This is a genomic window from Streptomyces speibonae (genome assembly GCF_984686075.1).
The window spans coordinates 4,036,779-4,052,800 of record NZ_OZ480260.1 but is presented as its reverse complement, the minus strand read 5'-3'; the positions used below and the strand labels follow the sequence as shown (position 1 = coordinate 4,052,800).

The 16,022-nt window shown below is 74.4% G+C and carries 17 protein-coding genes; 10 read left to right on the top strand and 7 right to left on the bottom strand.

Annotated elements, in window-relative coordinates; all coding sequences use genetic code 11:
• Positions 1–16 precede the first annotated feature (16 nt).
• A complete protein-coding gene (locus tag AC5L3C_RS18290) occupies positions 17–1,096 on the top strand; it encodes a hypothetical protein (protein WP_493649923.1) in 1,080 nt (359 codons plus the stop codon).
• Positions 1,097–1,148: 52 nt separating this feature from the next.
• Complete coding sequence (locus AC5L3C_RS18285) at positions 1,149–1,511, top strand: effector-associated constant component EACC1 (RefSeq protein ID WP_493649922.1); 363 nt, start codon at positions 1,149–1,151, stop codon at positions 1,509–1,511.
• Positions 1,512–1,673: 162 nt separating this feature from the next.
• Here the strand turns inward: AC5L3C_RS18285 and AC5L3C_RS18280 are convergent, their stop codons facing one another.
• Positions 1,674–1,832: an Arc family DNA-binding protein gene (locus tag AC5L3C_RS18280; RefSeq protein WP_493649921.1), complete on the bottom strand. Its 159-nt coding sequence runs from the start codon at positions 1,830–1,832 to the stop codon at positions 1,674–1,676.
• 17 nt (positions 1,833–1,849) lie between these two features.
• Between AC5L3C_RS18280 and AC5L3C_RS18275 the strand changes: the two genes are divergently transcribed.
• A complete protein-coding gene (locus AC5L3C_RS18275; RefSeq protein WP_493649920.1) occupies positions 1,850–3,070 on the top strand; it encodes an RNA-guided endonuclease InsQ/TnpB family protein in 1,221 nt (406 codons plus the stop codon).
• Between the two features lie 173 nt (positions 3,071–3,243).
• Here AC5L3C_RS18275 and AC5L3C_RS18270 read toward each other — a convergent pair whose 3' ends face one another.
• Positions 3,244–3,408: a hypothetical protein gene (locus AC5L3C_RS18270; RefSeq protein WP_493649919.1), complete on the bottom strand. Its 165-nt coding sequence runs from the start codon at positions 3,406–3,408 to the stop codon at positions 3,244–3,246.
• A 97-nt stretch (positions 3,409–3,505) separates the two neighbouring features.
• Here AC5L3C_RS18270 and AC5L3C_RS18265 point away from each other — a divergent pair, with 97 nt between their 5' ends.
• The 3 genes from AC5L3C_RS18265 (at position 3,506) to AC5L3C_RS18255 (ending at position 6,210) form a co-directional block, all read left to right on the top strand.
• Positions 3,506–4,849, top strand: coding sequence for a tetratricopeptide repeat protein (locus tag AC5L3C_RS18265; protein WP_493649918.1), 1,344 nt, complete (start codon positions 3,506–3,508; stop codon positions 4,847–4,849).
• Positions 4,850–5,171: 322 nt separating this feature from the next.
• A complete protein-coding gene (locus tag AC5L3C_RS18260) occupies positions 5,172–5,906 on the top strand; it encodes a GAF and ANTAR domain-containing protein (RefSeq protein WP_493649917.1) in 735 nt (244 codons plus the stop codon).
• Positions 5,907–5,934: 28 nt separating this feature from the next.
• Complete coding sequence (locus tag AC5L3C_RS18255) at positions 5,935–6,210, top strand: hypothetical protein (protein ID WP_493649916.1); 276 nt, start codon at positions 5,935–5,937, stop codon at positions 6,208–6,210.
• A gap of 18 nt (positions 6,211–6,228) precedes the next feature.
• Here the strand turns inward: AC5L3C_RS18255 and AC5L3C_RS18250 are convergent, their stop codons facing one another.
• Entirely contained in the window at positions 6,229–7,053 is an 825-nt protein-coding gene (locus tag AC5L3C_RS18250) for a hypothetical protein (RefSeq protein ID WP_493649915.1), read from the bottom strand.
• A 311-nt stretch (positions 7,054–7,364) separates the two neighbouring features.
• Here AC5L3C_RS18250 and AC5L3C_RS18245 point away from each other — a divergent pair, with 311 nt between their 5' ends.
• From AC5L3C_RS18245 to AC5L3C_RS18230, 4 genes are all read left to right on the top strand, one after another.
• The gene (locus tag AC5L3C_RS18245) at positions 7,365–8,030 is read left to right on the top strand and encodes a His/Gly/Thr/Pro-type tRNA ligase C-terminal domain-containing protein (protein WP_493649914.1); all 666 of its coding nucleotides are present in this window, start codon (positions 7,365–7,367) and stop codon (positions 8,028–8,030) included.
• A gap of 39 nt (positions 8,031–8,069) precedes the next feature.
• Entirely contained in the window at positions 8,070–9,053 is a 984-nt protein-coding gene (locus AC5L3C_RS18240) for a nucleoside hydrolase (RefSeq protein ID WP_493649913.1), read from the top strand.
• Positions 9,054–9,208: 155 nt separating this feature from the next.
• The gene (locus AC5L3C_RS18235) at positions 9,209–10,912 is read left to right on the top strand and encodes a glycoside hydrolase family 13 protein (RefSeq protein ID WP_493649912.1); all 1,704 of its coding nucleotides are present in this window, start codon (positions 9,209–9,211) and stop codon (positions 10,910–10,912) included.
• A 575-nt stretch (positions 10,913–11,487) separates the two neighbouring features.
• A complete protein-coding gene (locus AC5L3C_RS18230; RefSeq protein ID WP_493649911.1) occupies positions 11,488–12,255 on the top strand; it encodes an Ig-like domain-containing protein in 768 nt (255 codons plus the stop codon).
• A 13-nt stretch (positions 12,256–12,268) separates the two neighbouring features.
• Here the strand turns inward: AC5L3C_RS18230 and AC5L3C_RS18225 are convergent, their stop codons facing one another.
• From AC5L3C_RS18225 to AC5L3C_RS18210, 4 genes are all read right to left on the bottom strand, one after another.
• Positions 12,269–12,640: a DUF6479 family protein gene (locus AC5L3C_RS18225; protein ID WP_125505246.1), complete on the bottom strand. Its 372-nt coding sequence runs from the start codon at positions 12,638–12,640 to the stop codon at positions 12,269–12,271.
• A gap of 275 nt (positions 12,641–12,915) precedes the next feature.
• Positions 12,916–15,036, bottom strand: coding sequence for an MMPL family transporter (locus AC5L3C_RS18220; protein ID WP_493649910.1), 2,121 nt, complete (start codon positions 15,034–15,036; stop codon positions 12,916–12,918).
• 197 nt (positions 15,037–15,233) lie between these two features.
• Entirely contained in the window at positions 15,234–15,548 is a 315-nt protein-coding gene (locus tag AC5L3C_RS18215) for a hypothetical protein (RefSeq protein WP_164555668.1), read from the bottom strand.
• The gene (locus AC5L3C_RS18210) at positions 15,545–15,931 is read right to left on the bottom strand and encodes an ArsR/SmtB family transcription factor (RefSeq protein ID WP_493649909.1); all 387 of its coding nucleotides are present in this window, start codon (positions 15,929–15,931) and stop codon (positions 15,545–15,547) included. The genes AC5L3C_RS18215 and AC5L3C_RS18210 overlap by 4 nt, the downstream gene beginning before the upstream one ends.
• Positions 15,932–16,022: the final 91 nt, after the last annotated feature.

The following is a 16,022-nucleotide window of genomic DNA, read 5'->3' as shown; positions in this document are numbered from 1 at the left end:
GACAGGGGAGGGGATCATGCCCGGAACCGTGCTGCTGCTGGCGGCCTCGCCGGTGGGCCGCGGGCGGCTGGTGGACGCGGCGTCCGTGCTCCCGGTCCTCGCCGCCGTCCCGCCCGCCGTGCTGTCCGGCACGGACACCGCCAACGTCGTCGAACTCGCCGACCCGCTTCAGCCGCAGGCCGTGCTGACCCGGCTGCGCGCGGCCGCCGCCGCGCCGGGACCGCTGACCGTGTACGTCACCGGGCAGCTCCAGCTCGACCGCCGGCAGCGGCTGCCGCACCTGGCGCTGGCGCGGACGACCGCGTCCACCGTGCGGTACACGGGCCTGCCCTGGCACTGGTTCCGGGAGGAGCTGCGGCTGCGGCCGGCGGGTGCGACGACCCTGATCCTCGACCTGCACGCCGACGCGGAGACCTGGCCGTCGCTGTCCGCGCCGCCGCCGGGCGGCCCGGCGCCGCTGGACTGCGGGCGGGACACCGCCGTGTACGGCCGCATCGCACCGCCGCCGTCCCGCCGGACGGTCGCGGCGCCCGCGTACATGAAGGCGGTCGCGACGATACTGCGCGGCGGGCGGCGTCCGCCGGACGAGGAGCTGCACCAGCGGGCGCTGACCCGGATCGCGGCGGACGGCGGGGACCCGGGGCTGGTGCTGGCCCGGCGCGGGCCGCTGCCGGGTGACCCGCACGCGGCCGTCACCGCCGCGGTCAGGGCCGGCCGGCACGCGGAGGCCGACGCGCTCGCCGCGCGGCTGGAGCAGGCGGCCGGTCTGGCGCACGGGCCGGTCTCCGAGGAGGCGATGCACTGGACCGAGGTACGGGCGGACCTGGCGATGCTGGCCGGGGACGCGGCGCGCAGCTGCCGTGCCTGGCTGGCGGTGGCCACCGCCCGGCTCGCCGCGGGCCAGCCGCCGGACGCGCCCGCCGTGGAGGCGGCCGCGGACCGGGCCCACCACCAGTGGGGCCGCATCGGCGACCCGGTCACGGCCCGTGAACTCGGGCCGGTCCTGGCGGAGTTGCGCGGCCGCGTACCCGGCCGCCGGGAGGGCGCGCTGGACCATGTGCGCCGGCAGCTGCGGCAGTTGCAGACACAGAGCTGAGTGACGTACGGACCCTCCCCAGTGGGCCGGGGCGGTGCCATGATGGTGAGTCATGGCTGAGGGGGACGGTGTGGCCAACCAGGGTATTCGCGTACGCCTGGACGGGACGGCGACCGAGCGGGACGTCGGGGCGCTGCGCAAGTGGCTGAGACGAGAGCAACCGCTCGACGAACGGGTGCGGGCCGGCGAGTTACGGATCCACGAACGGCCCGTACCGGACGGCACCGGTGCCCCGATGGGCGTCGGCACGGAGATCGTCCTCGTCGTCACGGGGGCGGGCGCGGCCGTGTTCTTCCAGGAGCTCCTGGAGCAGGTCAAGCGGGCGGTGGCGGCCTGGCGCGCCAATCGGAGCGCCGTCGAGACCGGCGAGCCGCCGGACGCGGAAGTCGAACCGGTGAACGTCGACGACAGGTAGGCCGGTGACCCCCGACGGCCCGCGCGAGCGGGTGAACCGGGCGCTGCTGGTCGGCGTGTCGGAGTACGACTTCACCTTGTCTCCTTCGAGGATGCCCCGTCCTTCAGGGCGGGGAGGAATCGAAGCTCCGGCGTAGCGGGGCACGGGATAGAGCAATCGCCGTCAGGGCGATTGGTCGTCGCCACCCACGGCGGCGCGAGCGACCTCAAGCATGTAGACGATCTCCGAGTTGAGGGACCGGCGTTCGCGCTGTGCGTGGTCGCGCAGCCAGTCACGGAGCTCTTCGGGGAGGCGGAGCGTCATCCGTACTTCGTTATCCATGGTGCTATTATGAGCGCATGACGACACCAACGGCGACCGGCGGGGCCGGGCATGCCCGGTACACCTTCCGGCTCCGCGTGTCGTCGACCGCCCGCGCCGGCCTTGATGCCGAGTGGGCGCGCTGCCGGTGGGTGTGGAACGAGTGCGTGGCCATGTCCCGCAAGGTCCACGCCGCGAACCAGGGGACGGTCGAGAAGACGACGTGCGGACCGGCGCAGCTCGACAAGATGCTGACCGAGGCCCGCACCGCGATGTCCTGGCTGCGTGAGGGTGCGTCGGTGCCGCAGCAGCAGACCATCCGCGACTTCGCCCAGTCCCGCGCCAAGGCGATGAAGGACATCAAAGCGAAGCTGCCGGTCCGGCAGCGCGCCGGGATGCCCCGCATCAAGCGGAAGCGGGACGCGCTGCCCACGCTGAACTACACCACCCGAGGGTTCCGCCTCAAGGACGGCCGCCTGCACCTCGCGGGCGGGATTGTCCTGACGGTCGTCTGGTCCCGCGACCTCCCGGCCGCGACCTCCAGCGTGCGCGTCTACCAGGACAGCCTGGGGCACTGGTACGCGTCGTTCGTCGTCGCGACCGAGGTGCAGCCGCTCCCCGCCACGGGGCGCGTGCTCGGTGTGGACTGGGGCGTCAAGGAAACCGCCACCACCACATCCGACGCGCACGACCTCCCCCACGCCGAGCACGGCAAGCGCGCCGCGCAGCGCCTCGCCCGCTACCAGCGGATGATGGCCCGCTGTAAAAACGCGCGCGGACAGGCCGCCTCCAAGGGCTACCGCGAAGCCCAGGCACAGACCGCGAAGCTGCACAAGAAGGTGGCCCGGCAGCGGCAGGACACCGCCCGCAAGTGGGCCAAGCGCGTCGTCCGCGACCACGACGCAATCGCCGTCGAGGACTTCCGGCCGAAGTTCCTCAGCCGTACCACCATGGCCCGCAAGGCCGCTGACGCGGCGATCGGCGCCACCAAGACGGCCCTGATCGAGATGGGCCGCAAGCACGGACGGGACATCCGTCTCGTGCATCCCGCGCACACCACCATGGACTGCGCATTGTGCGGAGCGAGAACCAAGCACGCACTTCCTCTTTCGGAACGTACCTACACCTGCACCACGTGCGGAGTCGTCTCCCCCAGGGACAAGAACTCCGCCCGCGTGATGCTGGTCCGGGCTGGTCTCAACCCGGCTGGTGTCGAGGGCGTAAGACCTCCGGGAGCGCTGCTCCCGGAGGCAGCCTGAGCCAGGAATCCCCTCCCCTTCAGGGAGGGGAGGATTCAACCAGACACTCACCGCTCAGCTCGGCCCGCTCCTCGGTGACGACCCGCCGGGCGACGAGGAGCTGGCGGAGCGGCTGGACGAGGCACTGCGCAGGGCGCTGCCCGGCTGACGGGCACCGCGGCGCCGCGCCGCCCTTACCGCACCGCCGCTTCCACCGGTGCCGTGGGGTGCGGCTCCGGTGTGGGGTCGGCGGCCTTGGCCGGGCCCGCGTTCGCTGCCAGGACCAGCGCCGCGACCGCGGCGACGGCCGCGGCGAAGCCTCGGGCGTAGCGCTCGGTGGTGCGTATGGGTTCCAGCACGGCGACCTCGCAACAGCGATGGGTTAAGCATGTTTAATTCGCGGTTTAACCTAGGGGCTGTCGAACGCGAACGGCAAGGGGCACTGGGGGAGTTGGCATGGGGGATCGGGACGAGCCCGGGACCATCGGGCGCCGGGTGCAGCAATTGCGTGTGGAGCGCGGGCTGACCCAGAAACAGCTGGCCGAGCCCGTGTACACCCCTGCGTACATCTCCACGCTGGAGGCCGGACGGGTGCGTCCCTCCGACGACGCGCTGCGGCATCTCGCCGCCCGTCTGGGAGTCGAGTTCGACGAACTGGCGACCGGACGCCCCGCCCGGCTCGTGACCGAACTGCGGCTGCGGCTCACCGAGGCGCAGCGCACGCTCGCCGCCGGTGCCGCGGAGGAGGCCGTGCAGCAGTACACCGGGCTGCTCGCCGAGGCGGAGACGCACGGTCTGGCCGAGGAGGAGGCCGCCGCGCTGCTCGGGCTCGGGGAGTGCGCGCTGGAGACCGGTGATCTGGCCGAGGGCCGCCTGTACTTCGAGCGCGCCGAGGCCCGGCTCTCCGACGCGCCGCTGACCGCGCGGGTGCCGGCGCTGCGCGGGCGGGCCGTCGCCCACTACCTCGCGGGGGAACTGCGGTACGCCGTCTACCTGCTGGAGTCCACGCTCGACGAGCTGAACCGGGGCGGGCTGCACGACCCGGACGCGCTGCTGCTGCTCTACGCCAGTGTGATCGGCCCGTACATGGACATGGGCGCGCACGCGCGGGCCGCGCAGGCCGCGGAGTTCGCGCTGGCGCTGGCGCCGCAGTCCGGCGATCCCGCGCTGGTGGCGCGCATGCACCGGTCGGTGGCCCGCACCCTGCTCGCCGAGGGCCGCCTGGCGGAGGCGGACGCCTCGCTGGCCAAGGCCGCGGAACTGTACCGAGGGCTGCAACTCCGTACCGAGCTGGCCAACTGCCACTGGATGCGCGGGTACGTGTACGCGCAGAACGGTGAACTGGAGCGGGCGGAGGAGGAGATGCGCGAGGCGCTGCACATGCTCTCCGCCACGCGCGCGGCCCTCTACAGCAGCCAGCTGACGGTCGAGCTGGCGGATGTGCTGCACCGGCGGGGGCGCTCGCAGGAGGCGGCGGAGCTGCTGCGGGACGTGCTCGGCGGGCTGTCGCCCGAGCGGGGCGCGGTGCACGCGGCGGCGGCGCACCGGCTGCTGGGGATCATCGCGGAGGACGCGCGGCGGGTGGAGGAGGCGGAGGAGCACTATGTGCGGGCGCTGAGTCTGCTGGAACGTGCCGGTGCGGCGGGGGATCTGGCGGATCTGTGCCGGCTGCTGGGGGATCTGCTGCGGCGGGGTGGGCGGATCGAGGCGGCGCTGGACGCGTACCGGACGGGGCTGGGGCACCGGACGGCGCCGGGTACGACGACGCTGGGACCGGCGCCGGCGCAGCCGGCGGTGTAACGAGGCGGCTCGCCGTCCGGCGCCGTGTCTGTTGCCGTGCACTGCGGCTGGCCGGGGGTGGGTTTCGCTCACCCGCGCTTGCCGGGTGCCTCCCCCACTCTCGGCTTCTCCCCCACTCTCGGCTCCTCCCCCACTCTCGGCTTCGCTCGAGCGGGAGGTACCCCCATGAGCGGGAGGTACCCCCATGAGCGGGAGGTACCCCCATCGCCCACCCGTGTCGCCCTGGGGGCGCCTCCCAGGCCCGTCAGGCACTGGGGGAGGCACGACTGCCCGCAGTTGCGGGCGTTGGTTTTGGGGGTCGGGGCAAGGGTAGTCGGGGGCGGTGGGTGTGCGTGCCGGGGGCGGGGCGGAGGAGCCGGACCGGTATGCGCGGGTCGCCGAGACGATCTCCGCGGAGCTGCGCGGGGCCGGCCCCGCCGCCGTGCCCGGGCGGCTGTGCGCCGTCGCCGTGACCCTGCTGCCGGTGGACGGCGCGAGCGTGTCGCTGCGCGGTGACGCCATGCCCGTGCACCTCGCCGCCTCCGGCCCCCGTGCCGCACGGCTCTCCCTGCTCCAGGCCACCCTGGGCGACGGCCCCTGTTGTCACGTCCTGGTGACCGGCGCACCCGTGCTGGTCGGCGATCTGGCCGCCGACGACTGCGCCGGCCGCTGGCCCGTCTTCGCCCAGCAGGCCCTCGGGGCCGGCGTACGGGCCGTGTACGCACTCCCCCTCGGCGGCGCCGGTGTCTGCGTCGGCACCCTCGACCTCTACCGCGACACCCCTGGTGTGCTCACCGACGGCCAGTTGCGCACGGCCCTGGTGGTGGCCGGGGTCATGACGGGGGCGCTGACGGACCTGCCGTACGACCCCCGGGACGGCGGTGAACCCTGGCTGAGCGGACTGGCCACCGACCACGACCGGGTGCATCAGGCCGTCGGCATGATCATGGCCCAGCTCGGTGTCGGCGCGGACGAGGCGCTCGCGCGGCTGCGCGGTGACGCCTTCGCCCGGGGCGCGACCGTCCTCGAGGCCGCGCGCGAAGTCGTCGCCCGCCGTCGGCGCTTCGACGCCCGCTGACCGCGGAGCCCGCATAGGCTTTGCGACCATGGACATAGCCGTTCTCTTCCTCACCTCCGTCGTCATCCTCGGCATCGTGACGATCCAGAGCCACGTCTCCCGGGTCGAGCGCCGCGCCGCCCGCATCGAGCGCAAACTCGACGTGGTGATGGGGCACTTGGGACTCCAGGAAGAGATCCCGGGACTGGACGAGGTGCGCGCCCTCGTGCGCGAGGGCAAGCAGATCCAGGCGGTCAAGCTGTACCGCGAGAACACGGGCGCGGACCTGGTCGAGGCCAAGCAGGCGGTCGACCGGCTGAGCTGACGGCGGCGGGCCCCGCGTTCAGACGCGTACCCGGGCCCGCCGGCCGACCTCCTTCAGGCGGTCCGCGCCCAGTTGGGTCATGGCCTGGGTGACCTCCGGGAGCACCGCGCCGAAACCGCCGTTCGTGAGGGTGATCGTGTCGTCGCCGACGCGGACCGCCGCGACGTCGACGGTGAGGTTCGCCGGGGCCCCGCCGGAGGATTCCCCGGTCATCCGCACCCGCAGCGCCGCCCGCGCGTCGCCCGCCTCGGGCAGGGGCAGCGCGGACACCTCGACGCGCTGCGTGCCGGCCCGGGCCGTCTCCGCCTCGAAGTGCGCGCACGTCTCCGGCAGGGTGCCCAGCCAGCTCAGGGCGCGGTCGGCGTCGGCGCGGGGATGGGCGGTGACCTGGTAGCGCAGCTGGGCGTCGTTGTAGGCGTCGTCGAGGGTGACGGTGGCGCGCGGGCCGGTGGGGCCGCCGAACAGCTCCTCCGTGTAGAGAACGTCGAGGAGCCGGCGGCAGTCCGGGTCCTCGGTGGTCGCCTTGAGCACGCCGTCCCGCCAGGTCGCCGCGCCCCGGCTCGTCATCCACGGCTCCCCCAGGTCCGCCGCCGTGAGCAGCGCGTCCCGCAGCTGCGCCTCGCTCAGCGCGGGCGGGGACGGCGCGGGCCGCTCGCCCGCGGAGGCGGCGGCGGACGCCGTCACCGACGGGGAGGGGGACGGCTCCGGGGCCTGGGAGACGCCCGCGGGCAGGGCGCGCGGCACGTTCCGGTCGGTGGCCACGCACGCGGTCGCGGTCAGCAGGGCGGTCACCGACAGCGCGGAGGCGAGGAGGGCGCGGGCGGCGGCCGGGGCATGGGTCATCAGGGTGCCTCCTGGGGGGACCGGGCCGTCCGTGAACGGACGCGACGTGACGTGCTCTTACGGCACCACCGGGCCGCCCCCGCCACCAGCGCGACGAGCCGTCCGGGTGAGCCCGCCCGCACGGAAACCCGCTCGCGGGTGACCCCCGGCCCCTGCTACGGTCCGGCGCATGCAGCGCGCCCATGCGTCCCGCACGACGACGCCGGAGAGTGTCCCGGCGCGCTGACAGCTGACCACTGACGAAGCCCCGGGGCGAGTGCCCCGGGGCTTCGCGCGCGTGGTGCTCGCCTCCCGGCCACGAGGAGCCCACCGTGCACGACCACCGACGTCTCGGCCGCGAGCCCGGCCTGTTCGACACCGACCCGCTGATGGGCGCGGGCCTGCCCTACTGGCTGCCCGACGGCGCCGTCGTCCGGCACACCCTGGAGGAGTACGTCCGCGAGGCGGAGCGCGCGGCCGGGTACCGGCACGTGTACTCGCCCGTGCTGTCCACCGTGCAGATCGACTTCCACCAGCCGGAGCGCTTCGGCCTGCGTCACATCGGCCCCGACGGCGCCCGGCACCGCCCGGTCATGGTGCACCGCAGCATCATCGGCAGCGTGGAACGGGCCGTCGCCCACCTGCTGGAGGCGCACGGCGGCGCCCTCCCGGTGTGGCTGGCACCGGTGCAGCTGACCGTCCTGCCGGTGGGCGCGGCGCAGGAGGAGCGGGCGCACGCCGTCGTACGGCGGGCCGGTGAGCTGGGGCTGCGGGCGGAGGTGGCGGGGGGCGCGGAGGGCAGTCTGGGTGCCCGGATCCGCCGGGCCCGGCTGGTGCCGTACCAGGCGGTGCTCGGGGAACGGGAGGCCGAGGGCGGGCTGGTCGCCGTACGGCTGCGGGACGGGCGGCGGCCCGGGGCCCTGCCGGCGGAGGAACTGCTGCGGCGGATCGGGGAGCGCGCGGACCGGCGCGGGCCCGGCCTGTGGGACGCCGCGTAGGGTCGACGGGCACCCCAACGCCCGGAAGGAGTCCCCCACGTGACGAACGGCCGGCCCATCCCGGTGATCATCGACTGCGACACCGGGGTCGACGACGCCCTGGCCCTGCTGTTCGCCGTGCGGCACCCCGGGATCGACCTGCGCGCGGTGACCTGTGTCGCCGGGAACACCGACGTGGACGGCGTGGTGCGCAACACGCTGACCGTGCTGGAGACGGCGGGCGCGCCCGACGTCCCGGTCGCGCGGGGCGCCGAGCGCCCGCTGATCGAGGCACCGCGCTCCGCCCGTCACGTCCACGGCCACGATGGCATGGGCGACCTGGGACTGCCCGCCCCGCGCCGCGCCCCCGCCGGTGTGGACGCGGTGACCCTGCTGCGCCGCGAGATCCTCGCCTCCCCGCGCCCGGTCACCCTCGTGCCCACCGCCCCGCTCACCAACATCGCCCTGCTGCTGCGCAGCCACCCCGAGGTCACCGGCAACATCGAGCGGATCGTGTTCATGGGCGGCGCGGCGGGCGCGGGCAACGCCACGCCGGTCGCCGAGTTCAACGTGTGGCACGACCCGGAGGCCGCCGCGATCCTGCTCACCGCGGGCGTGCCGATCACCATGTACGGCCTGGACGTGTTCACCGAGGTCGTGGTCCCGGGCGCGGAGGTGCGGCGGCTGCGCGCGAGCGCGGAACCGGGCACCCGGCTGGCCGGCGACCTGCTCGCCCACCGCCCCGCCCACCCGGGCAGCCGCCCCGACGACCCCGCCGAGGACGCCGGCGGGCTCGGCGACGCGGGCGCGCTGTGCGCGGTCGCCGACCCGCTGGGGCTGACCACGCACCGCCTGCCGGTGGAGGTCTCCCTCGCGCCCGGCCCGGCCCGCGGCCAGACCGTGGTCGACCGCCGTCCCCGGGCCGGGGAGTCCGAGCTCCACGAGGGCGTCCGGGAGCAGCCGCTCGTGGACGTCGGCCTGGACGTGGACGTCGAGCGGTACGTACGCCTGTACCTGACGACGGTGGCGCGCCCCTCCGCGTAGCCCTCGCCGGGAGGCGCCCGGCGCACCGTGTCCGGACGGGGCCCTCGACGTGCTCCGCGACACAGCGGAAACGCTCCCTGTCGCCGGAGTGTTCACTTTTACGGTGGTGTGGACAGATTCTCTGCCGGTACCCGCACGCACCCAGAGGAGACCGCGTGACCGATCGCACCCCCACGTCCGACCCCCGGCCCCCGCACCCCGTGCCCGACGCCACGCCCGACCTCTCCTCCCGGAACCCCGACTGGTGGCGGCAGGCCGTCGTCTACCAGGTGTACCCCCGCAGCTTCGCCGACGCCGACGGTGACGGACTGGGGGACCTGCGCGGCATCACCCGGCGCCTCACCCACCTCGCCGCGCTGGGCGTCGACGCCCTGTGGCTGAGCCCGTTCTACCCCTCCGAGCTCGCCGACGGCGGCTACGACGTCGCCGACCCGCGGGACGTCGATCCGCGCCTGGGCACCCTCGACGACTTCGACGCGATGGTCCGCGAGGCGCACCGGCTCGGGCTGAAGGTGATCGTCGACATCGTCCCCAACCACACCTCCCACCAGCATGTCTGGTTCCAGGAGGCGCTGCGCGCGGGTCCGGGTTCGCCCGCCCGCGACCGCTACGTCTTCCGGGACGGCCGGGGCGAGCGGGGCGAGCTGCCGCCCAGCGACTGGCAGTCCGTGTTCGGCGGCAGCGCCTGGCAGCGGGTGCCGGACGGGCAGTGGTACCTGCACCTCTTCGCCGCCGAGCAGCCCGACCTCAACTGGGGGCACCAGGACGTCCGCGACGACTACCGCACCACCCTGCGGTTCTGGTCCGACCGGGGCGTGGACGGATTCCGGATCGACGTCGCGCACGCCCTCGCCAAGGATCTCAGCGAGCCGCTGCGGGACCTGGGCACGCCCGAGCGGAGCGGTGAGGACGCCCTCGGCGAGTTCCCGCCCGGCACGCACCCGTTCTACGACCGCGACGAGGTGCACGAGATCTACCGCGACTGGCGCAAGATCCTCGACGCGTACTCCCCGCCCCGGATGGCCGTCGCCGAGGCCTGGGTCCCCGGCGCCCGGCGCGCCCTGTACGCCCGCCCGGACGAACTGGGGCAGGCCTTCAACTTCGAGTATCTGCAGGCCGCGTGGGACGCGGACGAACTCCGGCAGGTGATCACGGAGTCCCTGGAGACCGCGCGTGCGGCGGGTGCCTCGGCGACGTGGGTGCTGTCCAACCACGACGTGGTCCGGCACGCCTCCCGGCTGATGCTGCCGCCGGGCACCGACAGCAACGCCTGGCTGCTCTCCGGCGGCCACGCGCCCGCCGTCGACACCGACGCCGGACTGCGCCGGGCCCGCGCGGCCACCCTGCTGATGCTGGCGCTGCCCGGCTCGGCGTACGTCTACCAGGGTGAGGAGCTCGGGCTGCCCGAGGTCGCCGACCTGCCCACCGAGGTCCTCCAGGACCCGATCTGGGAGCAGACGGGACACGTCCGCAAGGGCCGCGACGGCTGCCGGGTGCCGCTGCCGTGGACCACCACCGGGCCGTCGTACGGCTTCGGGCCCGGCGGCGCCTGGCTGCCGCAGCCGCCCTCCTTCGCCGAGTACGCCGTCGAGGCGCAGGACGGGGTGGAGGGCTCGCCGCTGGAGCTCTACCGCACGGCCCTGCGGCTGCGCCGCAAGCTGCTGGAGGGCGAGACGCTGACCTGGGCGGAGGGGACTCCGCCGGGGGTCCTCCACTTCGAGCGCGGCAACGGCTGGCGCTGCGTGGCCAACCTCTCCGCCGACCCCGTCGACCTCCCCGCCGGCGAAATCGTCCTCACCAGCGCCCCCTTGCACCACGGCCGCCTGGCCCCGGACACAACAGCCTGGCTCACCCACTGACCCGCTGAACACGGGCGCCGCCCACCCGGCCCGGGGCGGGCGGCCTTCGTGCGCGCGGCTGCCGACCAGCCGCCCGGCTGCGGCGGCCCGGCCCTCCTGGGGTCCCAGTCGGTCGGGGCGGTAGGCGAGGCGCGCGGCGCCCGGCTCGATACGGCGAGCTGATGCGGGCGGCCGGCGACCCGTGTGCCGCTGGTGCCGGCGCGCGGGCGGTCGGTGCGGGCGGCCGGGGGCCGGACGCGGGAGTCGTGCCCGGTCGCGGCGACGCGGTGATGCGGTGGGCCTGGCGGGCTCGCCGGGGTTTCCGGCCGGTTCGCTCGTCCGGGGCGCGCCGACGGCCGGTACGGGTGGCCAGGGGACGGACATGGGCGGCGGGCCCGGGCACGGCGCCCACCCCAGGCCGAGCCCCGAGCCGAGTGACCCGGGCGGAAACCTGGTGAGCCCCTTCGGCGCCGGGCGTGGTGGCGGTTCGGGTGGGGTCACTCGGGTGGGTGTGCCGTGGGGGCGGTGGGGGTGGGGGGAGGGGCAGTATCGGTGGGGGGTTTGTCCGTGACGGCCGTACAGGGAGCCCGCCGACGATGAACAGGTCAAGGAAGACAGCCGCCGCGGTGGTCGCGGCCGGGGCGCTCGCCGGTGCGTGGCTGATGCCGGGCGGGGCGTCCGCCGCGGCCGACGGTCCCGCTCCCGCCGCGCAGGCGCGTGTGCTGTGGGGAGACGTGACGATCCCGCCCGGCCGGGACGGCGTCGTCGAGGCCGCGGGCTTCACGGGACCGGCCCTCGCCACCGGCTCCACGCTGACGCTCACCGCGCCGGAGGGGACCCGCGTGACGGGCGTCCCCCTGGAAGCGCCCGGCTACCGGGGCGCGGTGGCCGCCGACGGCCGTACCGCCGGCTACACCGCCGCCTCGGCCGAGCGGCCGTGGCTGGGGCGGACCTTCCCGTTCGTGCTGTCGGTGCCCGCCGACGCCGTGCCGGGGACCCGGCTGACCGGCTGCGTCCTGCGGCTCGCGGACGCGCGCGGCGAGGTCCGGGCGACCGGTGGCTGCCAGGTGACCGTGGGGCTCGCCCCGCCGATCCTGGCCCGCCCCGAGTCCGGTGTGCCGCTGGACGCCCGGCCGGCGGTCTCCGGTACGGCCCACCCCTGGGCCCAGGTCACCGTCACCGACAAGGACGGCACCGAGGTGTGCACGGACACCGCGGGGGCCGACGGCCACTGGACCTGCACTCCCGCCCGGGCGCTCCCCGACGGCCCCAACCGGCTCCAGGCGGCCGCCGCCCTGAACGGGGTGAGCGCGGTCGGCGAGCAGGTGCAGATCACCGTGGGCCAGGCCGACCCGCCTGCCTGAAGCGTGCCGTGACTCAGACGTGCCCGGGACCTCCACTGCCGAAGGCGCCGCTGGATCCGGGCAGCCAGCGCTTGCGGGTCTGGTCCTTGCCCGTCCGGGTGGCGGCGTGATGGAGCTCGTAGGGCATGAGCCGGGACCCGGTCTTGTCCATCCTCGGAATCTCGTCCGGCTCGCGCATCTCCCGCACCTCGTGGACCGCACCGCCCTCCGGCAGCTTCGGCTGGTCCTCGGGCCGGGGACGGGGCTCCTCGCGATCCATGTACCGCATTCCGACACGTACGGCCCAGACCAGTGCGCCGGCCACGATCAGCCCGCCGATGAACGCCGCGAGGACGGCCCACCGGTGCTCATTCGCGGCCAGTTGTACATACGTTGCCGTGTCCATGTTTCCGAGTATGGCCCAGAAAGTGTGATAAAGCTCCCGAGGTGCCCAGTGATGCCCAGTGATGCTCTGTAATGCACCGTGACGATCCGATGTGACCGAATGGTCGGTCCTCCCCTGGGCGCCTGTCCGCCCGTTTCCTCGTTCGGCCCGTCCCGGTGGGCGGCCCGGCCCGGGGCGTGGCAGATTGCGGCCAGAGGGAAGGCCGGGACGGGCCGTCGCGTCCCCACGTGTGCAGCTCGGGGCCCGGCCCCGGCCTTCCCGCATCCGCCGCCGTGCTACGCCCGCGTCCCGGAGGCCGTCGCCACCGCCTCCGGAGCGTCCGCGGCGGGAGTCTGCGCCCCGTCGCGCGGCGGATCCCGGAACAGCCGCCCGGGCCACCAGAACCAGCGGCCGAGGTCCAGCGCGAGGGCCGGCACCAGGACCGTACGCACGAGGAACGTGTCCAGCAGGACGCCGAGGCCGACCAGCACGCCCATCTGCGCCATGGTCACCAGCGGCAGCCCGGCGAACACCGCGAAGGTGGCCGCCAGCACCACGCCCGCGGAGGTGATGACGCCTCCCGTGCTGGTCAGTCCCTCCAGGACACCCCGCGCGTAACCCAGGCGGCCGGTCTCCTCCCGGACCCGGTGCATGAGGAAGATGTTGTAGTCGATGCCGAGGGCCACCAGGAACACGAAACCCATCAGCGGGATCGACCAGTCCACGCCCGCGTAGCCCAGCACATGCTCGAAGAGCAGGTTGGAGCCGCCGAGCGCCGCCAGGTACGACAGCACCACCGTGGCGAGCAGCAGCACCGGGGCGACCAGCGCCCGCAGCAACCCGATCAGCACCGCCAGGACGACGAGCAGCACGACCGGCACGACCGTCGTCAGATCCCGGTCGGCGGCCCGCGCGGTGTCCAGGCTCTCCGCCGTGGTCCCGCCCACCAGGGCGTCCGCCCCGTCGACCGCGTGCACGGCGTCCCGAAGGACGTCGACGGTGTCCTTGGCGGCATCGCTGTCCGGGGCGTCCTCGAGCACCACCGAGAGGGTGGTGAGCGAGCCGTCGGAGGTGCGCTCGCCGCCGGGCTCGACCCGGGCCACCCCGTCGGCCCGCGCCGCGGCGGACCTGACCTCCTCGGCCGCGGCGGTCCGGGTGACGACCTGCGCCGGGTCCGAGGAGCCCGAGGGGTAGTGCTCGGAGACGCGCTCCTGCGCGACGACCGATTCGGGCTTGTCCTGGAACATCTCCGACTGGGTGAGCCCGAGGGAGATCCCGGCGGCGCTCAGCGCGAGCACCCCGGTGGCCGCCACCGTCATCAGCCACGACCAGCGCGGACGCCGGGCCACCGCGGTCCCGATGCGCGACCACACGGTGCGCGCCTTGCGCGCGGGCGTGCCGTACCGGGGGACGAACGGCCAGAAGACCCAGCGGCCCGCCAGGACGAGCAGGGCGGGCAGGATCGTGACCATGGCGAGGAAGGCGCAGACCACGCCGACCGCCCCGACCAGGCCCAGCGAGCGCGAGGAGTTGATGTCGGCGAGCGCCAGGCAGGCCAGGCCCACGGCGATGGTGCCGGCCGAGGCGAGCACCGCCGGGCCCGAGCGGCGCAGGGCGATCCGCATCGCCCTGTGCCGGTCCTCGTGCCGGTGCAGTTCCTCGCGGTAGCGGGCGATGAGCAGCAGCGCGTAGTCGGTGCCGACGCCGAAGACCAGCACCATCAGCACGCCCGCGCTCTGCGGGTCCACGGGCAGCGAGGCGTACCGCGCGAGCAGATACGTGGAGGCCTGGGTGAGCACGGCGGCGAAGCCGACCGACAGCAGCGGGAACAGCCACAGCACCGGGCTGCGGTAGGTGATCAGCAGCAGGACGGTCACGACCAGCCCGGTGGCGATCATCAGGGTCGCGTCCAGGCTGTCGAAGACGGCGACGCTGTCGGTGAGGGAGGCGGCGGGACCGCCGACCGCGACGTCCGTGCCGGGCGGCGCGTTGGCCCCGGCGATCTCGCGCAGCTCGTCGACCTTGTCGGTGATCTCGTCCTCGCTGTCCAGCGGGACCACCGTCATCAGCGCGCGGCCGTCCTCGGACGGGATCGGCCCGGTCAGTTCCCGGTCCGCCGGGACGAACCGCGCGAGGCCCTGCCGGTCGGCGTCCGCCGCCTCCCGCGCGCCCTCGCCGGTGTAGACGACGACCGCGGGCATCACCGGGTCCGTACGGAACTTCTCCAGCTCGGTGTTGACGCGCGCGGACTCGGCGCCGTGCGGGAGGAACGCGTTGGGGCCGGTCTCCTCGACGTCGCCGAGCTTCCCGGCGAGCGGGCCGAGCGCGACGGCCACGATCAGCCAGGCCGCCAGCACCATCCATTTGCCGCGACGCCCGCCGGGCGCACGAGCGAAGCGCTGCAACTGGGCACGCATGAGTAGTCTCCTTCGTGTGGAGCGCACCGCCGGCCGGTGACGGCCGGCGCGGGGCGCACGGAACCCGCACCACGGCGCACAGGGTGTGACGACCTGCCGTGGCGACGGGAAGGGGTGTGTCCGGGGCGTGTGCTTCCTCGGTACGGCCGGGAGTTGCAGCTCCCGGCCGTACGCCTGTGGCGCACGCGTGGGTGCCGTTATTCGATCTCGCGCATCATCTTCTCCATCGAGCCGACCGCCAGCCGGGTCTGCGTCAGCTCGTCCAGCAGTTGGCGCTGCTCGTCGGTGGTGCGGCGCTGCAGCTCCACGGTGTCCTCCAGGAGCTGCGCGTACCGGGTGGCGAGCTCCTTGTACTGCTCCTCGCGCGCGGCCAGCATCCGGGCGCGCCAGGTGGCCGCCACCTGCCAGACGATGACGATCAGCAGGGCGAAGAACCCGGCCGCGCCGACGGCTCCGACCAGGACGCCGAGTTCGTCGGCTCCTGCGGCCTGCGTCACCAGTTCGTCGTTCACTTCGCTTCCTCTTTCGCGCTTCGGTCCGGCTGCTGCGGGGTGCGGCCGGCGGTGTCCGCCTCGGCGTCGGTGAGCGTCGCGGCCGCGCGGGCGACGGTGTGCGGGGTGAGTTCGCAGACGAACGGCGTGACGTCGTAGTACTTCATGGTCTTGCCGTCCTCCGCGGCTTCGAGCGTGCCGGTGACGAGGCCCGCGGCCTCCAGCCGCTGCAGATGCATGTGCAGCAGCGGGCGGCTGATGCCGATCTCGCGCGCCAGCGCGCTGACATAGGTGCGGTTCTCCAGGAGCGCCGCGACGATCCGCATGCGGTGCGGGTTGCCGAGCGCGGTGAGCACCTTCAGCAGCGCGTCACCCGTGGGCGCCGGCGGCGGGACCTCGGGCATCGCGGCCCCTTTCCCTCGTACCTGTCAGAAAAGGCTGACAGGCCCCGGAGGGACCTGTCAAAGATTTCTGACACATCTCAGGGTCGGATCG

Excerpts from the sequence above, each read along its gene's own strand:
- AC5L3C_RS18290 (WP_493649923.1), top strand. The coding sequence starts at position 17 with ATGCCCGGAACCGTGCTGCTGCTGGCGGCCTCGCCGGTGGGCCGCGGG.
- AC5L3C_RS18285 (WP_493649922.1), top strand. The coding sequence starts at position 1,149 with ATGGCTGAGGGGGACGGTGTGGCCAACCAGGGTATTCGCGTACGCCTG.
- AC5L3C_RS18280 (WP_493649921.1), bottom strand. The coding sequence starts at position 1,832 with ATGGATAACGAAGTACGGATGACGCTCCGCCTCCCCGAAGAGCTCCGT.
- AC5L3C_RS18275 (WP_493649920.1), top strand. The coding sequence starts at position 1,850 with ATGACGACACCAACGGCGACCGGCGGGGCCGGGCATGCCCGGTACACC.
- AC5L3C_RS18265 (WP_493649918.1), top strand. The coding sequence starts at position 3,506 with ATGGGGGATCGGGACGAGCCCGGGACCATCGGGCGCCGGGTGCAGCAA.
- AC5L3C_RS18255 (WP_493649916.1), top strand. The coding sequence starts at position 5,935 with ATGGACATAGCCGTTCTCTTCCTCACCTCCGTCGTCATCCTCGGCATC.
- AC5L3C_RS18250 (WP_493649915.1), bottom strand. The coding sequence starts at position 7,053 with ATGACCCATGCCCCGGCCGCCGCCCGCGCCCTCCTCGCCTCCGCGCTG.
- AC5L3C_RS18230 (WP_493649911.1), top strand. The coding sequence starts at position 11,488 with ATGAACAGGTCAAGGAAGACAGCCGCCGCGGTGGTCGCGGCCGGGGCG.
- AC5L3C_RS18225 (WP_125505246.1), bottom strand. The coding sequence starts at position 12,640 with ATGGACACGGCAACGTATGTACAACTGGCCGCGAATGAGCACCGGTGG.
- AC5L3C_RS18220 (WP_493649910.1), bottom strand. The coding sequence starts at position 15,036 with ATGCGTGCCCAGTTGCAGCGCTTCGCTCGTGCGCCCGGCGGGCGTCGC.
- AC5L3C_RS18210 (WP_493649909.1), bottom strand. The coding sequence starts at position 15,931 with ATGCCCGAGGTCCCGCCGCCGGCGCCCACGGGTGACGCGCTGCTGAAG.